The sequence below is a fragment of the Streptomyces sp. NBC_00236 genome (assembly GCF_036195045.1).
Classification (GTDB): Bacteria; Actinomycetota; Actinomycetes; order Streptomycetales; family Streptomycetaceae; genus Streptomyces.
In genome coordinates this window covers 647,294-669,998 of sequence record NZ_CP108100.1, presented here as the reverse complement: position 1 = coordinate 669,998, position 22,705 = coordinate 647,294, and the positions used below count along the sequence as shown (strand labels likewise).

12 protein-coding genes are annotated in these 22,705 nt (G+C 71.1%); 5 read left to right on the top strand and 7 right to left on the bottom strand.

Annotated features, from left to right (window positions below; all coding sequences use genetic code 11):
- The first annotated feature begins 21 nt into the window (after positions 1 to 21).
- A complete protein-coding gene (locus tag OG446_RS02880) occupies positions 22 to 804 on the top strand; it encodes an IclR family transcriptional regulator (RefSeq protein WP_328892522.1) in 783 nt (260 codons plus the stop codon).
- Positions 805 to 811: 7 nt separating this feature from the next.
- Here the strand turns inward: OG446_RS02880 and OG446_RS02875 are convergent, their stop codons facing one another.
- From OG446_RS02875 to OG446_RS02845, 7 genes are all read right to left on the bottom strand, one after another.
- Positions 812 to 1,492 (bottom strand): AroM family protein, encoded by a 681-nt coding sequence (locus OG446_RS02875; protein WP_328892521.1) that lies wholly within the window; start codon positions 1,490 to 1,492, stop codon positions 812 to 814.
- 184 nt (positions 1,493 to 1,676) lie between these two features.
- Positions 1,677 to 4,628, bottom strand: a complete 2,952-nt coding sequence (locus tag OG446_RS02870; RefSeq protein ID WP_328892520.1) for an FG-GAP repeat domain-containing protein — start codon at positions 4,626 to 4,628, stop codon at positions 1,677 to 1,679.
- A gap of 2 nt (positions 4,629 to 4,630) precedes the next feature.
- Positions 4,631 to 7,195 carry a S8 family serine peptidase gene (locus OG446_RS02865; protein WP_328892519.1) on the bottom strand — a complete coding sequence of 855 codons (2,565 nt, stop codon included), beginning with the start codon at positions 7,193 to 7,195 and terminating at the stop codon, positions 4,631 to 4,633.
- Positions 7,196 to 7,339: 144 nt separating this feature from the next.
- Complete coding sequence (locus OG446_RS02860) at positions 7,340 to 10,702, bottom strand: ATP-binding protein (protein ID WP_328892518.1); 3,363 nt, start codon at positions 10,700 to 10,702, stop codon at positions 7,340 to 7,342.
- A gap of 87 nt (positions 10,703 to 10,789) precedes the next feature.
- Positions 10,790 to 11,809 (bottom strand): DUF389 domain-containing protein, encoded by a 1,020-nt coding sequence (locus OG446_RS02855; protein WP_328892517.1) that lies wholly within the window; start codon positions 11,807 to 11,809, stop codon positions 10,790 to 10,792.
- An 83-nt stretch (positions 11,810 to 11,892) separates the two neighbouring features.
- Positions 11,893 to 13,788 carry an alkyl/aryl-sulfatase gene (locus OG446_RS02850; protein WP_328892516.1) on the bottom strand — a complete coding sequence of 632 codons (1,896 nt, stop codon included), beginning with the start codon at positions 13,786 to 13,788 and terminating at the stop codon, positions 11,893 to 11,895.
- Between the two features lie 212 nt (positions 13,789 to 14,000).
- Positions 14,001 to 16,745: a M4 family metallopeptidase gene (locus OG446_RS02845; RefSeq protein ID WP_328898180.1), complete on the bottom strand. Its 2,745-nt coding sequence runs from the start codon at positions 16,743 to 16,745 to the stop codon at positions 14,001 to 14,003.
- Positions 16,746 to 17,007: 262 nt separating this feature from the next.
- On the opposite strand from OG446_RS02845, the gene OG446_RS02840 reads away from it, so the two are divergent.
- From OG446_RS02840 to OG446_RS02825, 4 genes are all read left to right on the top strand, one after another.
- Positions 17,008 to 18,021: a LuxR C-terminal-related transcriptional regulator gene (locus tag OG446_RS02840; protein WP_328892515.1), complete on the top strand. Its 1,014-nt coding sequence runs from the start codon at positions 17,008 to 17,010 to the stop codon at positions 18,019 to 18,021.
- Between the two features lie 169 nt (positions 18,022 to 18,190).
- Positions 18,191 to 18,745, top strand: a complete 555-nt coding sequence (locus OG446_RS02835; RefSeq protein WP_328892514.1) for a LemA family protein — start codon at positions 18,191 to 18,193, stop codon at positions 18,743 to 18,745.
- Positions 18,742 to 20,316 (top strand): DUF2207 family protein, encoded by a 1,575-nt coding sequence (locus OG446_RS02830; RefSeq protein WP_328892513.1) that lies wholly within the window; start codon positions 18,742 to 18,744, stop codon positions 20,314 to 20,316. The genes OG446_RS02835 and OG446_RS02830 overlap by 4 nt, the downstream gene beginning before the upstream one ends.
- 159 nt (positions 20,317 to 20,475) lie before the next feature.
- On the top strand, positions 20,476 to 22,692 hold the full coding sequence (locus OG446_RS02825; RefSeq protein ID WP_328892512.1) for a serine/threonine-protein kinase: 2,217 nt from the start codon (positions 20,476 to 20,478) through the stop codon (positions 22,690 to 22,692).
- Positions 22,693 to 22,705: the final 13 nt, after the last annotated feature.

Genomic DNA, 22,705 nt, shown 5'->3' with positions numbered 1-22,705 from the left:
CTCGGGGGAGGCGGGAGAACGGTGAGCACACTCGCCAACGCGCGCGATGTCCTGCAGTTGATGGCGCGTCTGCAGCGCGATCTGACCGTGACGGATGTCGCGGGGGCGCTGGACCTGCCCAAGAGCTCCGTCTCGCGGACGCTCAGCATGATGGCCGAATACGGCTTCCTGGACCGCGATCCGGTGAGCCGCGCCTACCGCCCCGGCGTCCTCGTCATGGAGGCCTCCTACCACTTCCGCGCCTCACGCAGCACGGCATCCCTCCTGGAGGAGGAGATCGCCGGGCTGGTCGCCGACATCGGCTACACCGGGTATGTGGACGTGCTCGACGGGCCCGAGTCCCTCGTGCTCCACATGCGGCTCGGGACGACCGGAGCTCTCCAGGCGTACACCCCCGCCGGCACCCGGGCGCCGGCCTACGCCAGTTCCATGGGGCGGGCGCTGCTCGCCCGCCTGGACGACGCGCAGGTGCTGCGCCTCGTCGACGCCCGCCTGGAACAGAGCACGGGATCGGCGCCGCGCACCCCCGGTGAACTGGTCTCCTGCTTGGCCAGGGTGCGCGCCGACGGCTGGGAGTCCTCGCGCGGCGAGTACGTTCCGAATGTCGCCGGGGTCTCCGCCGCCGTGCTCGACAGCGACACGGGACAGATCTTCGGCATCGGCGTCGCGCTGCCCGCGCCCGAGCTGCACGACGGGAACGCGGCCCGCTTCGGGCGGGCGGTACGAGACGCCGCCCTGCGTGTCGGCAAGCGCATCGGCGACCCGTACTGGCTGCGGTACGTCGAGGCCGGCGCCGGCAGCTGAGGCGTCCTCAGTCCAGGAGGGGTCCGAGGGCGGCGCCCACCACCGCACCCGGCGTCAGGATCGGCACGGTGAGCCCGGCCGCGCGCAGTGACCGGCGGTGCCGCGCCCCGTACCCCATGCAGTCGAGCATCAAGGCGTCCGCTCCGGCCTCCAGGTGTGTGCAGGCCGCCGAGAGCAGGGCGGCGTCGTTGTCGGCGTACGGCGAGGCCGTGGTGAACACGGGGTCCGCGACGACGGCCCGCCACTTCTCGCGCGCCTCGGGCACCTGCTCGGGCAGTGGTACGACGAACCCGACTCGGCTGTCCCGCAGTACGGTGCCGACGTACCCCGTGACCAGGGCGTCCGGCTCGACCAGCCGAGCCCGCCGGGTCCGCAGGCCGGGGAACGCGCCGGTACACAGAAGCGCGATGACATCGGCACCCGCGTCCTCCACCTGATCGATGCGGGACTGGAGCCCGGCCCCGACCGCATCGGCGTCCAGTGTCACGGAACTGCCGTCGGCCAGTCGGCTCAGCAGGGTCGCGCGTCCCTCCGTCGCCCCGAAGCGGAGCTCGGCCTCCCCGCGACCCAAGCCGTCGAGCACGCCGGCGTGCCGTATGTGCGCGGTTGCCGGCAGATGCGCCTCGATGGCTTCGGAGAGGTCCGGACGTGGGGCCTGGCCGATGGTCAGGAAGGTGAGTGTGTGCACAGTGCCTCATCTTTCGGGAGTTCTGGATAGTGGATCTGAGTTCCGGATTAACGTAGTGGTCGATGTGAGGGACGGGGACAGGGGAGCCGTGGGCGCGGTCAGTTCCGGTCCCGCCATGCCGAGAACCCCCTGGGCGCCGCCCAGGGGGTTCTCGGCATGGTGTCCGGCGGTCAGCCGGCGCGGGTCAGGAGAGGGTGTACGTGGTGGTCTGCTGGATGGCGTTGTTCAGCGAGAGCACGCCGCCGCCCAGCTGGTCCGCCATGCGGTTGCGGCCGAAGTCGTCGGAGTTCAGCGACATCACGTCGTCGACGCCGTCACCGTCGAGGTCGGCGGCGAGGTAGTTGCGGCCGCCCATGAGGTTGGCGGATCCCACACCGTCCTGGAACTGCCAGCCCGTGGTCAGCACCGACGGGTCCCAGGCACCGACGCCGCCCTCCCCGCCGCCCGCCAGTAGCCTGCGGCCACCGGGGCCGTTGATGAACTGGACGCCTCGCAGCGGGGCCATCACAGAGCTGGAAGTGTCCGCACCATCCGCTCCGAAGCCCCGGAACGTACCGAAGCTGAGCTGGTACAGCAGGTCGTTCTCGTCGTCGGCGAAGTAGTGGTCGTGTGACCAAGGGCTGCCGCCCAGGGCCTGGTGCAGCACTTCACCGGTACGTCCGTCACGGATCTCCATGACGACGCGGGGTGTGGCGCTGTCCAGCTCACCCGAGACCGTGGGGTCGCTGCGCGTGATCCAGGTGTAGACGACCGCGTGCCCGTCCGCGTAGGGGATGTCCGGCGAGGCGAAGACCGCGTGGTCGAGGACCGCGCCGTACAGCTTGCCTTCGAACGCCTGCTGTGGAGCCTTGGGGTCGGCGGTCCAGTTCACCGTGCCCTTGGCGCCGTCGAGCGCGACACCGTTCTGGACGGCGGATGTGCTGTTGATCGCGCCGAGGCCGGAGTACTGCGTGAACACCTGGCCCTCGGAGACCACGGTGTCGGAGAAGACCACGTTCCCGGCGCTCGCGGGAGCCGCGTACGACCACAGCTGCGTGCCGCGGGCGTTGTAGACGCGCAGGGCGTCGGTCGGGACCAGGATCTCGTCCTTGCCGTCGCCGTTGACGTCGGCGACGGTCACCGAGCGGACGTACTGTCCCGCGCCGTCGATGGTGGTGAGGACGTTGCCCGTGGCACCGTCGAGGACGGTCGTCGCGCTGTCCGCGGCCACGACGACCTCCGGCTTGCCGTCCCCGTTGACGTCACCGGTCGTGATGTTGTGGATCTCGCCGGCGACGGTGGCTCGCCAGAGCTGCTTCGGCTCGCCCTTGATCAGCGAGGGGCCGGACCAGGCCCACACGCCGTTGGAGGTGCCGCCGGCGACGACATCCTTCTTCTTGTCGCCGTTGAGGTCGACGGCCTGCGCGTAGTTCAGGGCGCCCTGCAGTGGCGTGATGGACTTCTGTACGCCGTTGCCCAGCTTGTACGTCCGGATGTTCTGGCTCTGGTCGATGACCCGGACGAGGTCCTTGCCGCCGGACCGGTAGACCTGCTGGAACATCGGGGACGCGTTCAGACGGTCCTGACGCCAGGCGATCCTGCCCTTGGCGTTGAACACGGTCAGGGCGCCGTAGCGCTGGCCGCCGATGTTGTCGGCACCGCCCATGCCCGTGTCGTCCTGGCCGGAGACGACGAGCTTGCCGCCGACGGTGTCCATGTGCCAGGCGTTGGCACCGTCGTGGCTGTTGGAGGCGTCGCGCTTGAACGTGTGGGCCCACTTGACGGTGGACGCGTCCTCGCCGCTCAGCACGCGGACCGTGCTGGAGTTGACGAACAGGCCGGCGTCGAACGTCGACTCGCTGACCGCGTACTCCGCACCGCCGCCCGAAGCCGCGTCGCCGATCGTCATGGCCGTGGCCATGGCGTTGACGCGGGTGTCCAGGGAGGTGCGTTCGCCGCTCTTGAGGTCGTACGAGGCGATCTCGTACTTGACGGCGTCGTTGACGTCCGACTGCTCCAGGGCGACCAGGCGCCCGCGGGTGGCGTCCAGGTGGAGCTGGCGGCCGTACAGGTCGCCGTCCGTCTGCCAGGACACGGAGCCGTCGGTGGTGTCGAGGACGAGCGTGGTTCCGCGCGCGTCGACGTCCACGTTCTTGCGCAGGTTCCACGAGGCGGCGACCTTGCCATCGCCCACGCCCTCCAGGGCGCCCCAGCCGACGTTGCGCGTCTCCTTGGTGTCGTACGTCCACGTCGATGACGGGGTCAGGGCGCCGTCTGCGTACGCGAACCGGATACCCGTGAGGGTGGCGGTCTCGGTCGCCGGAGCCCCGCTGTTCACCCGCGGCGAGTTCGCGAGCAGCAGGGTGCCGTCCACGATCTTCACGTTGGAGACGTACGAGTAGAGCTTCGACCACAGCGTCTTGCCGGTCCTGCCGTCCAGGACGGTGACGAAGGTGCCGGTCGACAGCGGCGAGCCGGGCGACGTGAAGGCCCGCGGGGTGGGCGAGAAGCCGACAGCTGCCGAGAAGACGACGTCGGGGACACCGTCACCGGTCAGGTCACTGGTGTCGTACCCCTGATCGGAGTAGGGCGAGAAGGGGGTGACGGCGTCGTAGCCCATCACGATGCGAGCCGGGTACGGCTCGACCCGCCAGGGCTGCAGCGGCTTGACCTGCCAGTCCGTGTACAGCGAGGCGTTGGTGCGGGCCCACGCCGTGGAGCCGTCGGCGTTGTGGAGCTGGATGTTGCCCAGGCTGTGCACGGTGAAGTACTGGTCGCCCTTGGCGGGCACCGTGACGCCGAGGCCGCGTACGCCCTCCATCGAGGACTTGGCGGTGAAGGTGACCGGGGTGTCGGTCGCGGTCGTGCCGGAGTCGGCGGCGTCGAGGTGCGGGCCGCCGGTCGAGTCGTCGGAGCCACCGGAGGCGTCATCGGCGGATGCCTGGTCGTCGGTCGCGTCGCCGGAGGCCGTCCGGTCGCCGTAGACGTCGACACCCATGTGGTCGGTGAGTTTCTCGGCCTGGGCGTCGGTCAGCTTCATGACCGCGTTGCCGTCGGTGCCTGCGGCCAGCGCGTGCGGTGCCGAGGACAGGGCGAGGCCCGCTGCCACCAGGGCGGAGGCGAGCGTCAGCGCCCGCTTGGAGTGAGGGGATCGCATGATCAGGCTCCCTGCGCGATGCGGATCGCCGAACCGTCGGTCAGGACGGCCTGGTCGAAGGAGTACTGGAGGGCGTCGGTGCCCGCCTGGTTCTCGATGCCGACGGTGGCGGCGGAGCCGCTGCCGGGCACGGACTTGTACTGGAAGGTGATGTCACCGGTGGCCTCGTCGAAGACTGCCTCGAAGGTGACGCGGGTCCTGCCGTCGGAGACCAGCAGGGCGTTCGTCCAGACGATGGCGAACTGGCGCTTGCCGTTGTTGCCCTTGAGCGCGGTCTGCACGCTCGACTTCCTGTCGAGGGTCAGGTCGTCCCAGAAGGGGGCGGCGACGCCGTTCGGCCGGGCGGCGGAGGGAAGCGCGGTGTTGGCGTAGTCGCCGAGGCGCGGCTCCATGAAGTTGACCAGGCCGTTGGTGGTGATGGAGGCGCTGGAGTAGTCGACGCCGTACAGGTTCACCCAGAAGGGCAGTGCGACGGTCGTGGCGTCCTCGTCACCGGTCAGCGGGACGGCGGTGGAGCCCTTGATCCAGGAGTACGTCGCCGGGGTGCAGCTGTTGCCGGAGTTGTCGGAGCGGGCCGGGAGCTGGACGGTGCGGGTCTCGACGCCGTCGACGGCCAGGCTCGCGGAGGAGATCCCGTTGCACAGGACCGGGGCGGTGGGCTTCACCGTCAGCGTGTAGTCGCCCTCGGCGACGGCGGGCAGGGTGAAGGTGCCGTCGGCGCCCGAGGTGACGGACGGCACGGGGGTTCCGGTGACCTCGACGGTCGCCTCGGCGAGCGGCTTTCCGGTGACGTCGAGGACGGTGCCGGTGACCGGGTGGGTCGTGACGGCTTCCATCGCGATGTTCTGTGCCAGCGGCGTACCGGTGGCCAGATCGATGCCGGAGACCGACTCGTCCGCGTAGCCGTACCCGCTGAGCGAGAAGGAGTACGTGCCGGGGGCGAGTGCCAGCCGGTAGGAGCCGTCGGAGGCCGTGGTGACCGAGCGGGTGAGGGAAGCGGCGTCGGTGGCGCTGACGAGGATGCCCGCAAGCGCCTTGCCGGTGGCCTGATCGGTGACCTTGCCGGAGACGGTCACGGCGGTGTGCGGGGCCTTGTCGATGGAGGCGAGGATGTCGAGCTTGCCCTCACCCCAGACGTTGTTCATGCCGGCGGTGCCGCCGCAGTGCGTGTCGTCGACGTCACGGGCACCCTCGTCGAGGAGCCTGCGGGTCTCGTCGATGTTGCCGATGAGCGACGGTGCGGCCGACCACAGCAGCGCTGCGGCACCGGCGACGTGCGGGGTCGCCATCGACGTACCGCTGATGGTGTTGTACGAGGAACCGGGCCACGTCGAACCGATGTTGACGCCCGGAGCCGAGATGTCCGGCTTCGCGGAACCGTCGACCAGCGAGGGGCCGAACCCGGAGAAGGACGCGATCTTGCCGTTGGCGTCGTACGCGCCGACGCCGTAGGAGGACACCTGCGCGCCCGGCGGGTGCGTGGTGGAGCAGGTGACGCCGTCGCCGTCGTTGCCGGCCGCGAAGGCCTCGAAGATGCCTGCGGAGTTCCAGGCCTCGACGATGTCCTGGTAGAAGGTGTTGCTGTCCCCGCCCCAGGAGTTGTTGACGATGTTCGGGGCGAGGTCCGGGCGCGGGTTCTGCCCGTTGTGGTCGGTCGGTGCCAGAATCCACTGGCCGGCCTCGAGCAGGTAGGAGTCCGTGCACTGGTCGGACTCGCAGCCCTTGGCGGCTATCCAGGTGGCGTTCGGTGCGACGCCGATGCCCTTCTTGCCGACCATCGTGCCCATGGTGTGGGTGCCGTGGCCGTTGTTGTCGCAGGGGACGGCGCTGTCCGGGCAGGCGCCGGTCGGGTCGTACCAGTTGTAGTCGTGCGAGAAGGAGCCGTCGCCGTTGTTGCCGCGGTACTGCTGCACGAGGTCAGGGTGGTCGTACTGCACACCCGAGTCGACGTTGGCGATGACGATGCCCTCGCCGCGCGTCTCGTACTGGTTCCAGACATCGTCCGCGTTGATGTCCGCGATGCCCCATTCCGGGGCGTCGTCGCCACCGACGGCGGAGTCCGTCCCGGAGGCCGGGAGCGCCTTGGCGACCTTGGCGTCGGAGGTCTCGATGTCGTCGAGCTTGTAGTGCCGCTCCTTGACGATCGAGGCGACGTCCGAGCGCTTGGCCAGCTCGTTCACGAGCTCCTGGTCGCCGGTGACCTTGATGGCGTTGGCGATCCAGTAGTCCTCGTGTCCGACCTTCTTCTTGTCGAGGAAGGTGTTCAGCGACTTCTGACTGTTCTTCGCGTGGGCGCGCAGCTCGCTGTAGGCGGACTTCGCCTTCGCGGCGTGGGACTTCTTCTTCTTGGCGGTGGACAGGTCTGCCTGGTCCTTGAGGACGACGAAGAAGGATGACTCCCCTCCGCTGTCAACGGCCTTCAGCAGCGCGGAGTCGACCTTCGGGGACGGCGCGGTGGCGGCGTCGGCGGCGACCGCGGGCAGCGGCGCGGTCAGCAGGGCGGTCACCGTGAAGGCGGCCGCCGCCCAGACGGCGCGGCCACGCCACGGCGGTGGGGACAGGTGCATCGGGGGAGCTCCTCCAGGAACGGAACGGGGGAGTTCGGACAGTAAACAGACCGCGTTACTCGGGCATTACAGTCCGCGGCCCGCCATGGCCGGGCAACCACGGACACGTGCTCCGCCCGTCAGTCATGCCTGCGACGAATGCCTTCAGCCGTGCTCGGCATCGTGCAGCAGAGCACGTGCCCAGGCGGCCCGGCTCGTTCCCGCCGGGTAGGGAAGGCGCTCGGCCAGCGACTCGGCCCGGGCCAGTTCCTCCGCCCCCGCGGCTTCTTCGGCGAGCATGGACAACGCGGCACCGAGAGCGACCCGGGCCTCCACCTCGGCAAGATGTTCCCCGGTACGTTCCGCCCGCGACACCTCGGCCAGGGCGAGCTGCCGGGCGGATTCGGCACGTCCGGAGAGAAGCTCGCCCCACGCTGCCGGCACCGGTGCCTCGTCGCCGAACCGGTCCAGGATCCGCAGCACTGCCTCCGGGCGCCCCATGTGCAGGGCGAGTTCCGCACGCGCGGTGCGCACCGCGTGGCTCGCCCGTCGGTCCCCTAGCGTGGTGGCGACCGACTCGGCGCGGTCCAGGAGGGCCTCGGCGGCCGCTGCTTCCTTCATGGCCCATCGGGCGCGGGCCAGCGCCGCGAGTGCGTACGGAAGGCACCAGGCCTCGGCTTGTTCCGCGCCCGCCACCGCGGCCTCGGCAAGAGCGCGAGCCTGCTCCGGCTCCTCCAGGAGCAGCCGGAGCTCCGCGAGGTTGGCCCGCTCGAAGGCGGCAGCCGCCGGGCCGCCGGACCGTTCGGCGAGGCCGAGGGCGCGCTCTCCTCGGTCGATCGCCTCGCGCAGACGGCCGGCCCGGCGCGCGTTCTCCCGCAGCATCGACAGGACCGATCCGAGCAGCGTCGGGTCGCCGTAGGCCTCGGCCGGCGCCAACGCCCTGTCGCCCGCGGCACGTGCCAGGTCGAAGTGGCCCGCGAGCCCCAGATTGCTCGCCAGTAGGACGAAGGCGCGGGCCCTCAGGCCGTGGCTGGAATGGCCCGGTACCTCGTCCGCTGCCGTCAGGGCGCGTTCGGCGGCGGCGCACCCGTCGTCGTAATGGCCCTGTGTGCTGAGGACGACGGACAGCGTCAGGAAGTGACCCGCCGTCGGTTCGGGAGCGGTCTCCTCCGTCACGGGATGCTGCCGCAGGATGGCGAGGCCGGGTGCCGGGGACCCCGTTCTGACCAGCATCTCCGCCAGCAGCGCCGCGGCGAGGACGCGGTTGTCGTGGTCGTCCAGCCGTTCGAACTCGGCCAGGGCCGGGCGCAGGGCACCGACGGCCTGCTCGAAGTGGCCCATGTTGCGCAGCACCTGGGCGTGCGCGAGCCGGGCGCGGCCCGCGTCGACATCGAGCCGGGCTATCAGGTCCCGGTAGTAGCGGTCGGCGGTGTCGTTCGCGTACAGGGCCGCGGCCCGTTCCGCCGCCAGGCGCAGGTACTCGGCCGCGCGGACGTCGTCGGCGCGCGCGAAATGCGAGGCGAGCGTGTCGACGGCGTCGGGGCGGCGGCGGCGCACCGCCTGCGCGAAGGCGCCGTGCAGGTGCCGGCGGCGGACGGCGGACAGCCGCTCGTAACAGGTGAGGCGGACCAGCGGGTGCCGGAAGGCGATGCCGGTCTCGTGCCGTCCGGTCACGACGACGGTTCGCTCCTCGATGAGTGCGGCGCCGATGGCCTCGTCCAGAGCGGTGATCGCGGCGGCCCCGGAAAGGGGCGGGTGCAATCCGTCGGCGGCCACGTCCAGCAGCTCGGACAGGGCCGTCTCGGCACCGCCGACGGACAGCGCCTCCACCACGCGGCGCGTGTTCCCGTCGAGACGAGCGAGCTTCTCCGCCACCAGCTGGCGCACTCCGTCCGGTGCCACGCCCTCGGGGCCGTCGGCACCCAGGTTCCGGGCGAGTTCGCCGGCGAACAGCGGGTTGCCCAGCGACAGTTCCCACACCCGGTCCCACCGCTGCGCGCTGTCCGTCCCGGCCCCGGGGACCGAGGGTGCGACATCGCGCGCCACCGCCAGGCACGCTTCCCGGTCGAGGCGCTCGACGGCCACGTGCACGACCTGCGGCTGCCGTAGCAGAGCCGTGAGATCCACGATCCGGGGGCCGGATTCAGCCAGTTCCTCGGCCCGGTACGTCACCAGGACGCGCATCGGGAATCCGGGACGGGAGGCGTGCCGTGCCAGGTGGCTCAGCAGTTGGTACGAGCCGGAGTCCGCGGCGTGCAGATCGTCCAGAACCAGCAGGACCGGCTGAACCGCGGCGAGTTCGGCGAGAAGACCGGCCGTGGCGCCGAACAGCCGGTCGCGTTCCTCCCCGGGGCTGCGGTCACCGAAGGACCGTACCTGCCCCAGCGACGGCAGGAAGGCCGCCAGTTCCGGGTACTCCGAGCCCACGCGGGCCCGTTCGGTCACGTCCCGCTCGGCCAGCCAGCCGTCGAGCGCCTCCGCGAAGGCGCCGTAGGGGGTGTGCCCCTCCGCGTCGTGCCCGGCGCCCCACAGCACCGCGGATCCGGAGGCGCCGGCGAGCCGTGCGGCCTCGGCCACCAGCCGGGTCTTGCCCACACCGGCCTCGCCGGTCAGGACGCGGACCGGCGGGCCGCCGGAGGTGAGCAGCTGGTGCAGCAGCTCGTCCCGGCCACGCAAGGGGGCCACGTCCGGGCTCTGCAGGGGTGCGGGCAGGGCCACCCGGGCCGGGCCCGGCCTCCGTGTGGTGGCCAGGGCAGCCCGGTGCAGGCGCTCCGTCTCCGGGCCGGGCGGGACGCCGAGTTCGGCCGCGAGCGCCTCACGGCACAGGTGGTACTGGCCCACCGCGCGCCGTCGCAGACCCTGGCGTATGTAGGCGTCGATCAGAATCCGGTGCGCCGCCTCCTCGGCCGGGCTGGACCGCAGGATGTGCCCCGCCGTCGCCGTAGCCTCCTGCAGGGCGCCCCGCTCCAGGTGGGCGGAGGCCAGCCCCAGGGACATCTCGACCTTCAGAGCGTTGAGTCGTGCCCGCCGCGGTTCCGTCCACGAGAGGTAACGGTCCTCCGGCAGCAGCTCGCCCGTGAACAGGGCCAGGGCGTTCTTCAGCGCGGCGGGGTCGTGCGACGCCAGCGCGGACTCGGCGGCCTCTTCGGCATGGTCCGTGTCGACCCATACGGTGGCCGGGGCGAGGGAGAGCATCGCCCCGTCCGCCACGAGGTACGAGGACGCGGCGCGCGGGGCGAGCTCGGGCTCCAACGCGCGCCGCGCCGCGTGCAGCGCGACGCGGAGATTGCCGGCGGCGGCGTGCGGATCGGTGTCCGGCCAGCAGAGATCCATGATCTGCTCACGGTGCAGCCGGTGGCCCGGAGTGACAGCGAGCAGCTTGACCAGCGCCTGGGCCGTCAGCCGCGGCCACCGGCCGGTCGGTTCGGGACAACCGTCACGCGATACGCGGAAACGGCCGAAAAGGTGCAGACGCAGCAAAGGGGCGACAAGGTGACCGGTGGTGGGGGGTGTTTGCTGCGTGTTCATGGGGGCGCCACTGTAGCCGAGCACCCTGAGCCCGCACGGCCCGGGGCGCGGCGCCGGACAGCCCCCCGGAGCACTCATGAGCCCAGGTCAGCCGATGGCCGAATCCCGTACGGTGCAGGTGTCGGTGTCCGCCGGGCACCAATGGGTGCGCCCGCCCACCAGATGAAGTTCCAGGTCCGCGTCCCGCATGCCGTTGCGGTCGAGGGCGGCACGCAGCGCGGTGGGCGCCGGCTGGGGCGGCAGCCCGAGTACGCCGATGACCACGACGCCGTTGCGTCCCTCGACGGAAGCGATCTGCCACTTGCCGGTAGCCGCCCACTTCTCGCCGACCGGGCGGGCGTCGGCGGCCAGGGAGCGGTCCCTGGCGACGCTGATCGTCCCGGTGGTCAACGGCACGGCGACCAGGAGCATGAGCCCGATGACGGCCGCCAGCGAACCTCCGTGGAACCGCCCCACGGCGAAGCCCGAGTCCTGTGCCACGCCCCGTACGCCGAAGACGAGGAAGACGACCGTGCCGGTCGCCACGATGGCCGCCACATTGGTCGCGAACAGCAGCGCGGACTCGCCGGCGTCGTGATAGCGGCCCACCGTGAGCAGGAGCCCGGTCACGGCCAGCGGCGGCACCAGGGAGATGGCGATGGCCACACCCGGCAGAGTGTCCGAGATGTCCGCGCGGACCAGCGCGAAGGCGCCGACGGTGCCGGTGGCCAGTGCGGCGAGCAGGTCGATCAGGCGCGGACTGATCCGGGACATGACCTGACTGTTGGAGGCGAACGAGTCCGGCGGTGCGGCGATCCAGCCCAGCAGCATGCCGACCGCCACCACGGCCAGCGCACCGCCGAACACCAGCAGCACGCACCGCACCACCTGCGAACGGTCGGCGAGGACCAGCGCCAGTGCGCTGCCCAGAATAGGAGTCATCAGCGGGGCCACGATCATCGCCCCGATGACCGTCGCCGTCGAGTCGCCGACCACGCCCGCGCTCGCGATGACCGACGCCAGGACGAGCAGCCCCCAGAACCGGGTCGAGCCGGGGCTGCGCAGACCCCGCTCGATGAAGAGCGCGTCGCTCATCCGACGGAGGGTGGCGGCGTCGACGGATGCCATGGGGGTCTCCTTACCGAAACAGCTCAGGGACCGGGCAGGCGCGCACAGGCCCGTGCCGGTCCGCGCCGCCACAGCCGGTCGGTTCAGGGAGTGACGATGGTGAAGTCCGGGTCCGTCGGGCTGAGGTGGCCGAGAAGTTCGGTGATCCTCGCCGCGTCGCCGGTGATGGTGGCGCGCCCCGCAAGCTCCGACGGGGGGAGGCTGCCGAGCAGGACCGCACGCAGGGCGGCTTCGTCGAGAGCCACCTCGACGTCGGGGGCGGAGACGGCCGGTCCGGTCCCGGCGATATGGGTGAGCACTCCGTTGCGCAGCCGCAGGGTGACGGGCTCCCCGCCCGTCACGTTCCAACGCACGGTGATGTCCGCGTCCCAGCTGCGTGGGCCGTCGACCCGGATGGACAGGGCGTCGAAGAGCTGGTCCAGCGACAGCGCGCGGAGGAAGTCCGCGGACGCAGTGGTGGTCGGCGACCCGACCGGGCCCCGGCGAAGCTCCAGAGCACCCGTCAGATAGAAGTTGCGCCAGGTCCCGTTCTCGCTGCCGTAGCCCAGCTGCTCCAGTGCGTCCGCCTGTAGGGCGAGGGCGTCCGCATGGGTCGGGTCGGCGAAGACGACATGGTTGACGACCTGCGCGACCCAGCGGAAGTCGCCCGCGTCGAACGCGTCACGTGCCCGGCGGACCACCTCGTCTGCGCCCCCCATGTAGTCCACGTACCGTTTCGACGCCTCCACGGGCGGGTGCTCCCACAGGTGGGCCGGGTTTCCGTCGAACCAGCCCATGTACCGCTGGTAGATGGCCTTGGTGTTGTGGCTGACGGAGCCGTAGTAGCCGTGCGTGTGCCAGGCCCGCTCGAGCGCCGGAGGCATCTCCATCGCCTCGGCGATCTCCAGCGGCGTCATTCCCTGGTTGATCATCCGGAGCGTCTGGTCGTGCAGGTAGGCGTACAGGTCGCGCTGCTCGGTGAGGAAGGTCTGCACCTTCTCCCGTCCCCACACCGGCCAGTGGTGGGAGGCGAAGGCGACGTCGGTGGAATCGCCGAACAGGGTGACCGCCTCGGTCAGGTACAGGGCCCAGACACGCGGGTCGCGGACCTCCGCACCCCGCAGGGTCAGCAGGTTGTGCAGGTTGTGGGTCGCGTTCTCGGCGAGGCAGAGGGCCGCGTGGGCGGGGAAGTGGATGTTCAGCTCGGAGGGGGCCTCGGTCCCGGGGGTGAGCTGGAAGACCATGCGGATGCCGTCGATGGTCTCCGTCTGACCGGTGCGGGTGATGTCGAGCGTCGGCGGGATCAGGCCGACCGAACCCGTCGAGGTCGTCTGCCCGAGACCGGCGCCGATCTGTCCCTGCGGGCCCTTGGACAGGGCGGCCCCGTACATGTAGGCGGCGCGGCGCGCCATCGCCGTGCCGGCGTACACGTTCTCGCTGACCGCGTGCTCCAGGAAGCCCTCCGGCGCGATGACGGGCACGCCCCCGGCGACGTCCGCCTCGGTGAGCACGCCCTTCACTCCGCCGAAGTGGTCGACATGACTGTGCGTGTACAGCACGGCGGTGACCGGCCGGTCGCCGCGATGGCTGCGGTAGAGCGCGAGGGCCGCGGCGGCGGTTTCTGAGGAGATGAGCGGGTCGATCACCAGGACGCCGCGCTCGCCCTCGACGACCGTCATGTTCGACAGGTCGAATCCGCGGATCTGGTAGATGCCCTCCACGACCTCGAACAGTCCGTGGTCGGCGACCAGCCGGCTCTGCCGCCACAGGCTCGGATTGGCGGTCGGCGGGCAGTCCTGCGCCAGGAATCCGTAGGCGTCGAGATTCCAGACGGACGTGCCGTCGGCCGTACTGATCTCGCTGCTCTCCGCCGTCCCCATGAACCCGTGCCGGGCGTCGTCCATGTCCTGGGTGTCATCGAACGGGAAACGGTTCAGGATCTCCTCGTTGGCCCGGCTGATCGATGACTGGGCAGGCTTGGACTGTGTGTTCCCGGACATGGTGCGCTCCCTCGCGGCAGAATCGGGACAGCCCGTCGGTCGCCCTGACCGCCAGCCTTGCCGCAGCGTCACTCCACTGCCATCAGGGCTACTCCGAACGGATCACTGCTCCGCGCGAGCACGGCCGGTCGGGTGTCCGGGGCGCCGAGCACATGACGAAGGGCGGCCGGGCTCCCCAAAGCCCGGCCGCCCCTCCCGTCCGTCAGCTCAGATCAGCACGAGCCCGCCGGGCGGTCCCGCTTCACCAGGTTGGTGAAGCCGGTGGTGCCGTCGAGCCACAGGACGCGCCCGCCCTCGTCGGCCGCGGCGAAGACCTGGTCACCGCGGTTGCAGGAGACGCGCTGGGCGCCGCCCTTGCCGTCGGGTGCGATCTGGAACAGCTTCGGCAGCGTCTCGTTGGCCCACGAGGTGGCCGGCGGCAGCGACGTGACGGTGACCGCGTCGTCGGAGGCGGTCAGCGAGTACGCGTAGAGCGAGCCCGCACCGGCCTCCGGGGTGACGGTGACCGGGTCCGAGCCGTCGAAGTCCGCGCGGCGCACCGCGGCCTGACCCGTGTCGGTGGTGTCGTCGTCCTCGATCCAGAAGACGCCGTCGTCGGTCACGGCCGTCTGGCCGATGCCGCCCACGTGGCCCTTGTCGATCGGCATCAGCGTGGTTTTGCCGGTGGCGGTGTCGAGGACCTCGACGCCGAGCTTGTAGCCGTCGGCCTCGGGCCACAGCTTGGCGTACGCGATCTTGCCGTCGTGAACGGAGGGAAGCGCCGTGGAGCCGACCGGGTTGGTGAACAGCTCCTTCGTCTCCGAGGTCCGGATGTCGATGGAGCGGGCCTGCGTCATCCCGGTGCGCGGGTTGACGTAGGTGTAGGCGATGAAGTTGCCGTCCATGACCAGCGAGTCGACGTTGGCGCCGACACCGCCGACGACCTTGTCGACACCGCCGCCGACCGGACGCACGTGGAACTTCACGTCCGTCGGCCCGTACTCCGCCCACGCGACGTTCTTGCCATCGGTGTCGGCGTACACGTTGTAGTTGCCGTTGTTCGGGCTGATCAGCTGCGGCTGGCCCTTGCCGCTCGTGTTGCCGACCCATACCGAGTACGGCTCGCTGCCGTCCTCGTTGGAGCGGGAGAGGGCGTACTTGCCGCCGCCCGTACCGAAACCGGTGCCGGTGGTGTTGTTCTTGGTCATCAGGGTGTCGGTGTCGACGCCCAGCGCCGTCTCCCAGCCGGGCACGATGCCGTGCGCGTCGAAGGAGCTCTTGACGATCTTCATCTGGGCCTTGGTGGCGCCCAGTTCCTGTGCGGCGGCGATGACCGCGGCGCGGCCCTCGGTGAAGCCGTCCAGGGGCGTCATGTACGCGGAAAGCGCGCGGTACACGATCTGGTCGGCGAACTCCGGGTCGAGGTCCTGGCGCATGTCCCACAGGGCGCCCGAAAAGATCGTGGAGTTGAGGTGCACACCGCCGCTGTCGCCGCGGTAGCTGACGCCGATGAAGTCCTTCGACGTGGTCGCGCCGTCGTTGAGGTCGCGCAGGGCGCACTCACGGGGACCCGCGGTGGTGCACAGGTCCTCGCCGAGCAGGCCGGCGTCCGGGTCGCCCATCGACTGGTGGTTGGCCTCCAGGTCGATGGCGTTGCCGAAGTAGTCGGCGATGGCCTCGTTCATCGCGCCGGACTGGCCCGCGTAGACCAGGTTCGCGGTGTGGGTGACGACGCCGTGGGTCATCTCGTGGCCGACGACGTCGGTGTCGGCGGAGAAGGTGCGATAGTCCCCGCCGCCCTGGCCGTACACCATCTTGGTGCCGTCCCAGAAGGCGTTGTTGTACGGCTGCCCGTTGTTGACGACTCCGACCAGGGAGTAGATGAAGCCGTCCTTGCCGTCGAGGCTGTTCCGGTCGAAGTGGTTCTTGTAGAAGTCGTAGACCTTGCCGGCCGCCCAGTGGGCGGCCACGGCACCGGAGTTCGTGTACTCCTCGCCGAGCTCCGGGGTGGCGGGCCGGAAGGTCTGGATGTTGGTGGGCCAGGTACCGGAGGCGGTGTAGGCCTCCTTGCCGCGGGCGTCATAGGTGGCGATCATGGGGCCCGCGTAGGGGGAGTTCGCTGCCCGCTTGCTGTAGTCGATCATCTGGTAGACACCGTTGATGTCCTTGTACAGATTGATCTCGGCCTTCTCGCCGTTGTACCGGACACCGCTGCCCTTGACGACGAGCTGGTCGGCGGATTCGGTGGAGGCGTCGCCGGCGGGCGCCGCGCCGTCGGTGGCGCCGGTGGCGGTGTTCGTGGCGCCGAAGGTCTGGATGCCGCTGTACTGCAGCACCGGGAAGCCGGAGTGCGCGTCGACGTACACCTCCTGCTGGACCGGCGAGCCGTCGGCCGGGCTGACGCCGGTCACGGTGATGTGCCGGGTCAGCACGCCGGTGCCCTGCGGAAGGATGGTGACCGCCCCGGCCTTGCCGGTGAACGCGGTCGTGCCGGTCTTCTCGCCCTTGGCCGGGGCGCGCAGGAGGCCGCCGCCGAGCTGCGAGGAGACGGCGGAGACAGCGCGCTCGATCGCGGTCTGCTCGGAGACCTTCGGGGCGACCGTGTCGAGCTTCAGCTGAGTGAAGTAGTTGCCGGAGGTGCCGATGACGGTGCGCTTGCCGTCCTTCTTGGTCATGCGCACGAGGTACTGGCCGCCGAGGACCTCGACACCCTTGTACTTCTGCTGGAGACGGACCGTCTCCTTGCCGCCCTTCTCGGTCATGGTCCCGGCCGAGGCCAGGTCCTTCGCCGAGGTGTCCGCGATGTGGTAGCGGCCCTTCTTGGCCTTGAGGTGACCACGGGCGGCGTCGGCCGCGGTGCCGGTGGCGGCGGTCTCTTCGTTCAGTCCGGTGACGAGCGAAGGCGTGTCGGTCTCGGCACCCGGCGTCACCTCGGACGTGGCCGAGGCCGTGGTGGTGTCCGCCTGAGCGGCGGGCATGGCTGTGACCAACAGGCCCGCCGCGGCCAGAACCGCGGCTATGCCCTGGCCGACGAACACACTGCCGGAACCCTGTCCTGCTCTGGCTGATCTCTTGCGCGCTGAACTCCGCACGGGTGCCCCTCCGGTGCCACTGCTGCATGAACGGTTATCGGATGGGGACATGCAAGTGCCGGAGCAGGGTGTGAACAATGCGTTCCGGGTGTGCACTTGTAAACGTCCACACTTGTGTGGCCTGCATTGACAGGCAAGTATTCAGCCAGTGGGGCTGACTGGGTGGGACACGCAATGGCAGGCGCTCGGGCTCGGAGCGGACGAACTCCGGGTGTACGAGGCGTTGCTCGACACACCCGAACACGTCTCCCGTACCGCGCTGACCCATTCCCTCGGGCTCACCGTGCGCCGCGTCACGCATGCCCTCGACCAGCTGGCCGAACACCACTTCACCCACCCGGCCCGAGATGCGGCGGGGCTGCCCGCCGCCGTGCCTCCCGCCACCGCGCTGCGCAACCTGATCCATCTGAGGCAGGCCGAACTCCTCCACAGATCAGCGGAGTTGGAGGAGCTGACCGGATCCGTCGACCGGATCGCCGCCCAGTTGCTGAGCACCGTGAACACCCCTCGCGCCACCGGCATCGAGACGGTCCGCGGCGGCGCGGCGATCGCCGCGCGGGTGGCCTCGCTGCTGGTGTCGGCGAGCGAGGAGGTGGCGCTTCTGGACCGGCCGCCCTACGCGGCCAGTCAGCCGGACGGCATGCCGGTGCCCCTTGACATGGCCGAGCCGGTACGGCGAGGGGTCCGGGTCCGGGCCGTGGTGGACCGCGAGGGGCTGAGCTTCCAGGGGCGCGCCCGCGGCCTGGGCGATCTGGCCGTGCAGGGCGTCCAGATTCGGGTGGGAACGGACCTGCCGACGAAGCTGATCACGGTGGACCGGCGGGTGACCCTGCTGCCGCCGACCGACGCGGCGGATCCGACGGCGTCGGCCCTGTTGGTGAGCGACTCGCTCCTGAGCAACGCGCTGGTGCCGCTGTTCGAGTCGGTCTGGGAGCGGGCGCTTCCCATCGGGTCCGTCACGCACGACCGGATCACGGAGGAGGACCGGGAGTTGCTGACCATGCTCGCCTCCGGCCTGAAGGACGAGGCCATGGCCCGGCGCCTCGACATCCACGTGCACACGGTCCGCCGCCGCATCACCCGCCTGATGCAGGCCCTGAACGCGGAGACCCGGTTCCAGGCCGGGGTGCAGGCGGCGCTGCGGGGCTGGCTGACCGTGTGAGGACGGTTCCGTTCAAGGGCGATGGGCGAAGGGCGACGGGCGACAGGCGGCCGGTTCAGGGACGGACGCCCCCGGCCGACCGGGCCTTGACGGCCGGAATATGATCACGTCGATCGGCCAGGGGGGCAGATCCTTGAGGGCCTCTGGGGGCGACGCCGTGGGTGTCATCGTGGGTGCGATTGTTGCGGTATTGGTGGTCGTGGGCGTGTGGTGGGTCATCAGAACCTACAACCGGCTCGTCCGGCTGCGGAATCAGACGCAGGCCTCGTGGGCGCAGATCGACGTGCAGTTGAAGCGGCGCCACGATCTGATCCCGAATCTGGTCGAGGGGGCCCGCGGCTACGCCGCCCATGAGCGCGGAACCTTCGAAGCGGTCACCGCCGCCCGCGGGGCGGCCGTCAGCGGCGAACTCGGGGTGACGGAGCGGGCGGCCGCCGAGGACGCGCTCACCGCGACGTTGGGGAAGCTGTTCGCGCTCGGGGAGAGCTATCCGGACCTCAAGGCCGATCAGCACTTCAGCACGGTGCAGGCCGAGCTGAGGGCGGCGGAGGACAAGATCGCGTACGCGCGGCAGTTCTACAACAGCGCCGTGCAGAGCTACCACACCGCCCTGGAGAGTTTCCCCGGGAACATCGTGGCCGGGCTGGGCGGAGCGCACGGGCTGCGGGAGTACTTCGAGGCCGCCGGTGCGCCGCAGGACCCGGTCCAGGTGAGATTCGCGTGACACACATCGAACAGCTCTACTGGGGCGGCGCCGCCCTGATCGTGCTCTGGCTCGTCGCCTTCGGCTTCGCCCTGGCCTTCACCCGCAACGGCGTGGTCACGCCGGGGCCCGCGACCCAGGAGCTCGGGGACGAACCCGAGTCGCCGGCCGTGGTCAGCCTGCTCGGCAACGGCTGGCGGGGCGTGGAGCACGCAGCCGCGGCCACCCTGCTGGACCTCGCGGCCCGCGGCTTCGTCGAGCTGCGGCAGCCGGGCGACGACCCGGCCCGCACCAGCGTTCACGTCACCGAGGCCGGCCGGGCGGCGCCGATGCTGCTGCCCTACGAGCGACGGGTACTGGACCGCGTCAGCGCCCGCGCGGTGAACGGCGCCGCCCCCATCGGGGCGATCGCCTTCCGTGACGTCAAGCGTGCCGCCGCCTGGAACACCGAGCTGCGCAAGGAGATCATCGGCGAGGCCCGGCTGCGCGGCCTGTCCCGGTTCCGGTTCGCACCGTGGCTCGGCAGTGCGCTGATGTTCGGCGCGTTCGTGCCCGGTGCGCTGTTCACCGTGGCCGCGGTCATGGGAGGCCACAGCGTGCGCGCCGCGCTCGCCGTCGGCGTGGCGCCGGCGCTCCCGCTGATGTTCCTGCTCGGCAAGTCACTGAGGGAGCGGGCGACGCCGAGGGGACTGGAGCGCGCCGGGCACTGGGCCGGACTGCGGTCCTGGCTGACCGCTCACGAGGACTTCGCCCGGCTGCCGCCCGCAGCCGTGGCCGTCTGGGACCGCTATCTCGCGTACGGGACCGCGCTCGGCGTCACCACCCTCACCAGCCGGCTCCTCGGCTTCGACTCGGGAGACCGGCGACGCGTCTGGTCCTCGTACGGAGGGACCTGGCGACCGGTGCGGATCCGCTACCCGCGGCTGCGCCCCGGATTCGGCGGATCGACGGTCCACCTGCTGTATCTGGCGTCCGGGGCGGCCGTGGCCGCGGCGGGCCTGTGCGCCTTCGCGGTGCTGCGGCAGCCCGACTGGTCGGTCGGCATCGAGGCGCACAGCGAGGGCGCGTGGCGACAGCCGGGAATCGTGCTGAGTGCCGGCTGGGTGGGCAGCGCGCTGCTCGGGCTCGTGGTGGCCGGCAAGTTCAGCCGTTGGACGCTGCTGGTGGCGTTCCTGGCGATGATGCCCGGCAACTTCGAGCGGAGCGACCACGGCTGGTTCACCGATGCGGCGGCCCACGAGGGGCCTCTGCCCGGCGAGTTGGCAGCAGTCGTGGTCGTCGGCGCGCTGGCCGTGTACTTCCTGGTCCTCGCCTGTCTGCAGCGCCGGGAGCCGGACACGATCACCGGTGAGGTGCTGCGGATGGAGTCCCGCAAGGGGAAGGGGGCGGCCCGCTTCCTGGTCCTGGACGAGGGGACCACGGACCTGACGACCGCCTGGGCACTGCCCGCGGCCTCCCAGGGCATCGCGACCGGCGCCCGGGTACGGCTCGGGGTCTCGCGGGGCACCCGCACCATCCGTTCCGCGGAGCTGCTGAAGGCCGCGATGCCGGAGGGCGACCGGCTGAAGCCCGTCAGGCAGGACGCCTCCTGAGACAGGGACCGGGCCGCCCGGGGCGTGCGAGCGCGCCTCCGGGCTCCCGGTTCGTCACCCGCTTTGCTCCGCCGTACCGCCCTGCGACTAGTTTGTGTGCAGGACGGATACGCACGCCCGTGGAGCCAGAGGTGCACGGGGGACGGGAGGACGGGAAGAGTGTCGCTGCGCGCAGGTGACCCGGCCGAGATCGGCGGCTATCCGCTTGAGGCGCGGCTCGGTTCGGGCGGCATGGGCACGGTCTTTCTGGCCCGTACGAGTTCGGGGCGGCCGGTCGCCATCAAGCTGATTCACCAGCAGTACGCGGGGGACGACGAGTTCCGCATGCGCTTCCGTCAGGAGGTGGCGGCGGCGAGACGGGTGAGCGGCGCGTTCACCGCCGCCGTGGTCGACGCCGCCCCCGACGCCGAGCAGCCGTGGATGGCCACGACGTATATCGAGGGGCATACGCTCGCCCAGTACATCGCGGCGCACGGCCCGCTGGACGGAGGCGAGCTGCGGAGGCTCGCCATCGGGCTGGCGGAGGCGCTCCGCGACATCCACCGGGTCGGGGTCGTCCACCGTGACCTGAAGCCCTCGAACGTCGTGCTCTCGCCCGAGGGCCCGCGCGTCATCGACTTCGGCATCTCGCGCGCCGTGGACCAGCAGACGCTGACGATGACGGGGCGGGTCATCGGTACGCCGCCGTTCATGTCGCCGGAGCAGTTGCAGGCGCCGCGTGGTGTGGGACCGCGGTCCGACGTCTTCTCGCTGGGGACACTGCTGGTGTACGCGGCGACCGGCCGCGGGCCCTTCGACTCGGACAGCCCGTACATGACGGCCTATCAGGTGGTTCACGAGGAGCCGTCGCTGGACGCCGTACCGGTGGCGTTGCGCGCGGTCGTCGAGCCGTGCCTGGACAAGGAGCCCGAGGGCCGCCCCTCGGCGGAGGAACTCCTCGTGCTGCTGCGGGACCTGCCGGCCGACCTCGGCGGCGTGCACCGGGCGGGTGCGGGCCGCACCCGGGACATGAACACCCAGCATCACTTCGCGACGCCCACCCCGGACCCGTCCGCCCCGCCCCCTTCCGGCAACGCGAGCACCGCCATCGGGCGCCGGCTGCGCAGCCGGTGGCGGCCCGTGCTCGCGACGGCGGTCGCGGTGGCGGCGATCGGCGGGGGAGCCGCCGCGCTGAAGACGGGCGACTCCGGCGCGAACAGCGACGGCGAGAAGGGCAACAGCGTCGCGGCGCCGGGTGGCGCGCTGCCGGACGGTTTCAAGCCGTGGCGCAGGACCGTGCGGGGCGGGGACGAGGACATTCCCGACGAACTGCGCTGCGTCGCGCGCGGGGACGCGCTGTTCTGCGGGGGCGGCGGTGTGGTGGCGACCCGCATCAGTGCCGTGGACGGTTCGTCGCAGTGGACGGCGAAGAGCCCGGGCGTCCCCGTCCAGGGCATGCACCTGGTGGGCGTCACCGACGGCACCGTGCTCGGCTACCGCTTCGCCGCTCAGGACGCTCCGCAGGATCCCTCCACCGAGGTAGTGGCCCTTGACGCGGACAGCGGCCGGGAGTTGTGGTCCGTGCCGTCCGGCGCCCAGTCGACGGCGGTCACGGGCCGGACCCTGGACGCCGCTGTGATCGGCTCCGTGGTGGTGACCGTCGACGCCTACAACTCCCGCTTCGAGGCCCGGGACGCGCACAGCGGTGAGGTCACCTGGACGACCTCTTTCCCCGGGGGTACGCAGTGTGCCCCCGTCCCGGTGGGCGCGCGGCTGTTCGCGATGTGCGCGACGGATGCCGAGATCGACGCCTTGGCGGTGCGCCACCCCACCCTGTACGCGGTCGACCGCGCCTCGGGGACGCTGGGCAGTCCCCTCGCGGTCGACGGCCCCGCCGTGCCGGTGGGCGTCGCCGGCGGCAGGCTCGTACTGCTCCAGGAGCACAGGGAGGGAGCGGGAACGACCGGCTACGACGGGGTGGTGCGGGTCGACCCGGTCTCGCGGAAGGTGACCTACTCCCGGCTGGCCAGGACCTACGCGGGAACGCCGGGAATGGCGGACGGCACCGTCTACGTGAGCGGGCAGACCGGACTCATCACGGCGATCGACCCCGCGACCGGCCGGAAGAAGTGGTTCCGGCAGACGGGTGTGGAGGGTGCAGCGGGCCCTGCGGCGGGGACCGGCGCCCTGTACTTCAGCTCGGCATCGGGCCGGGTGGTCGCCCTGGCGCCGAAGGGCGGCAAGGTCCTGTGGACGACGGACCCGCAGGCCGACGGCCTGGCGGGTGAGCAGGGCGCGAGCCCGCGCGTCACCGTCGCGGGGGGTGCGGTGGTCGTGGCCGCGGCGAAGAACACCCTCTTCGCCTTCGACGCGCAGAACCCGCCCGAGGCGGGCTGACCTCACGCGAGCG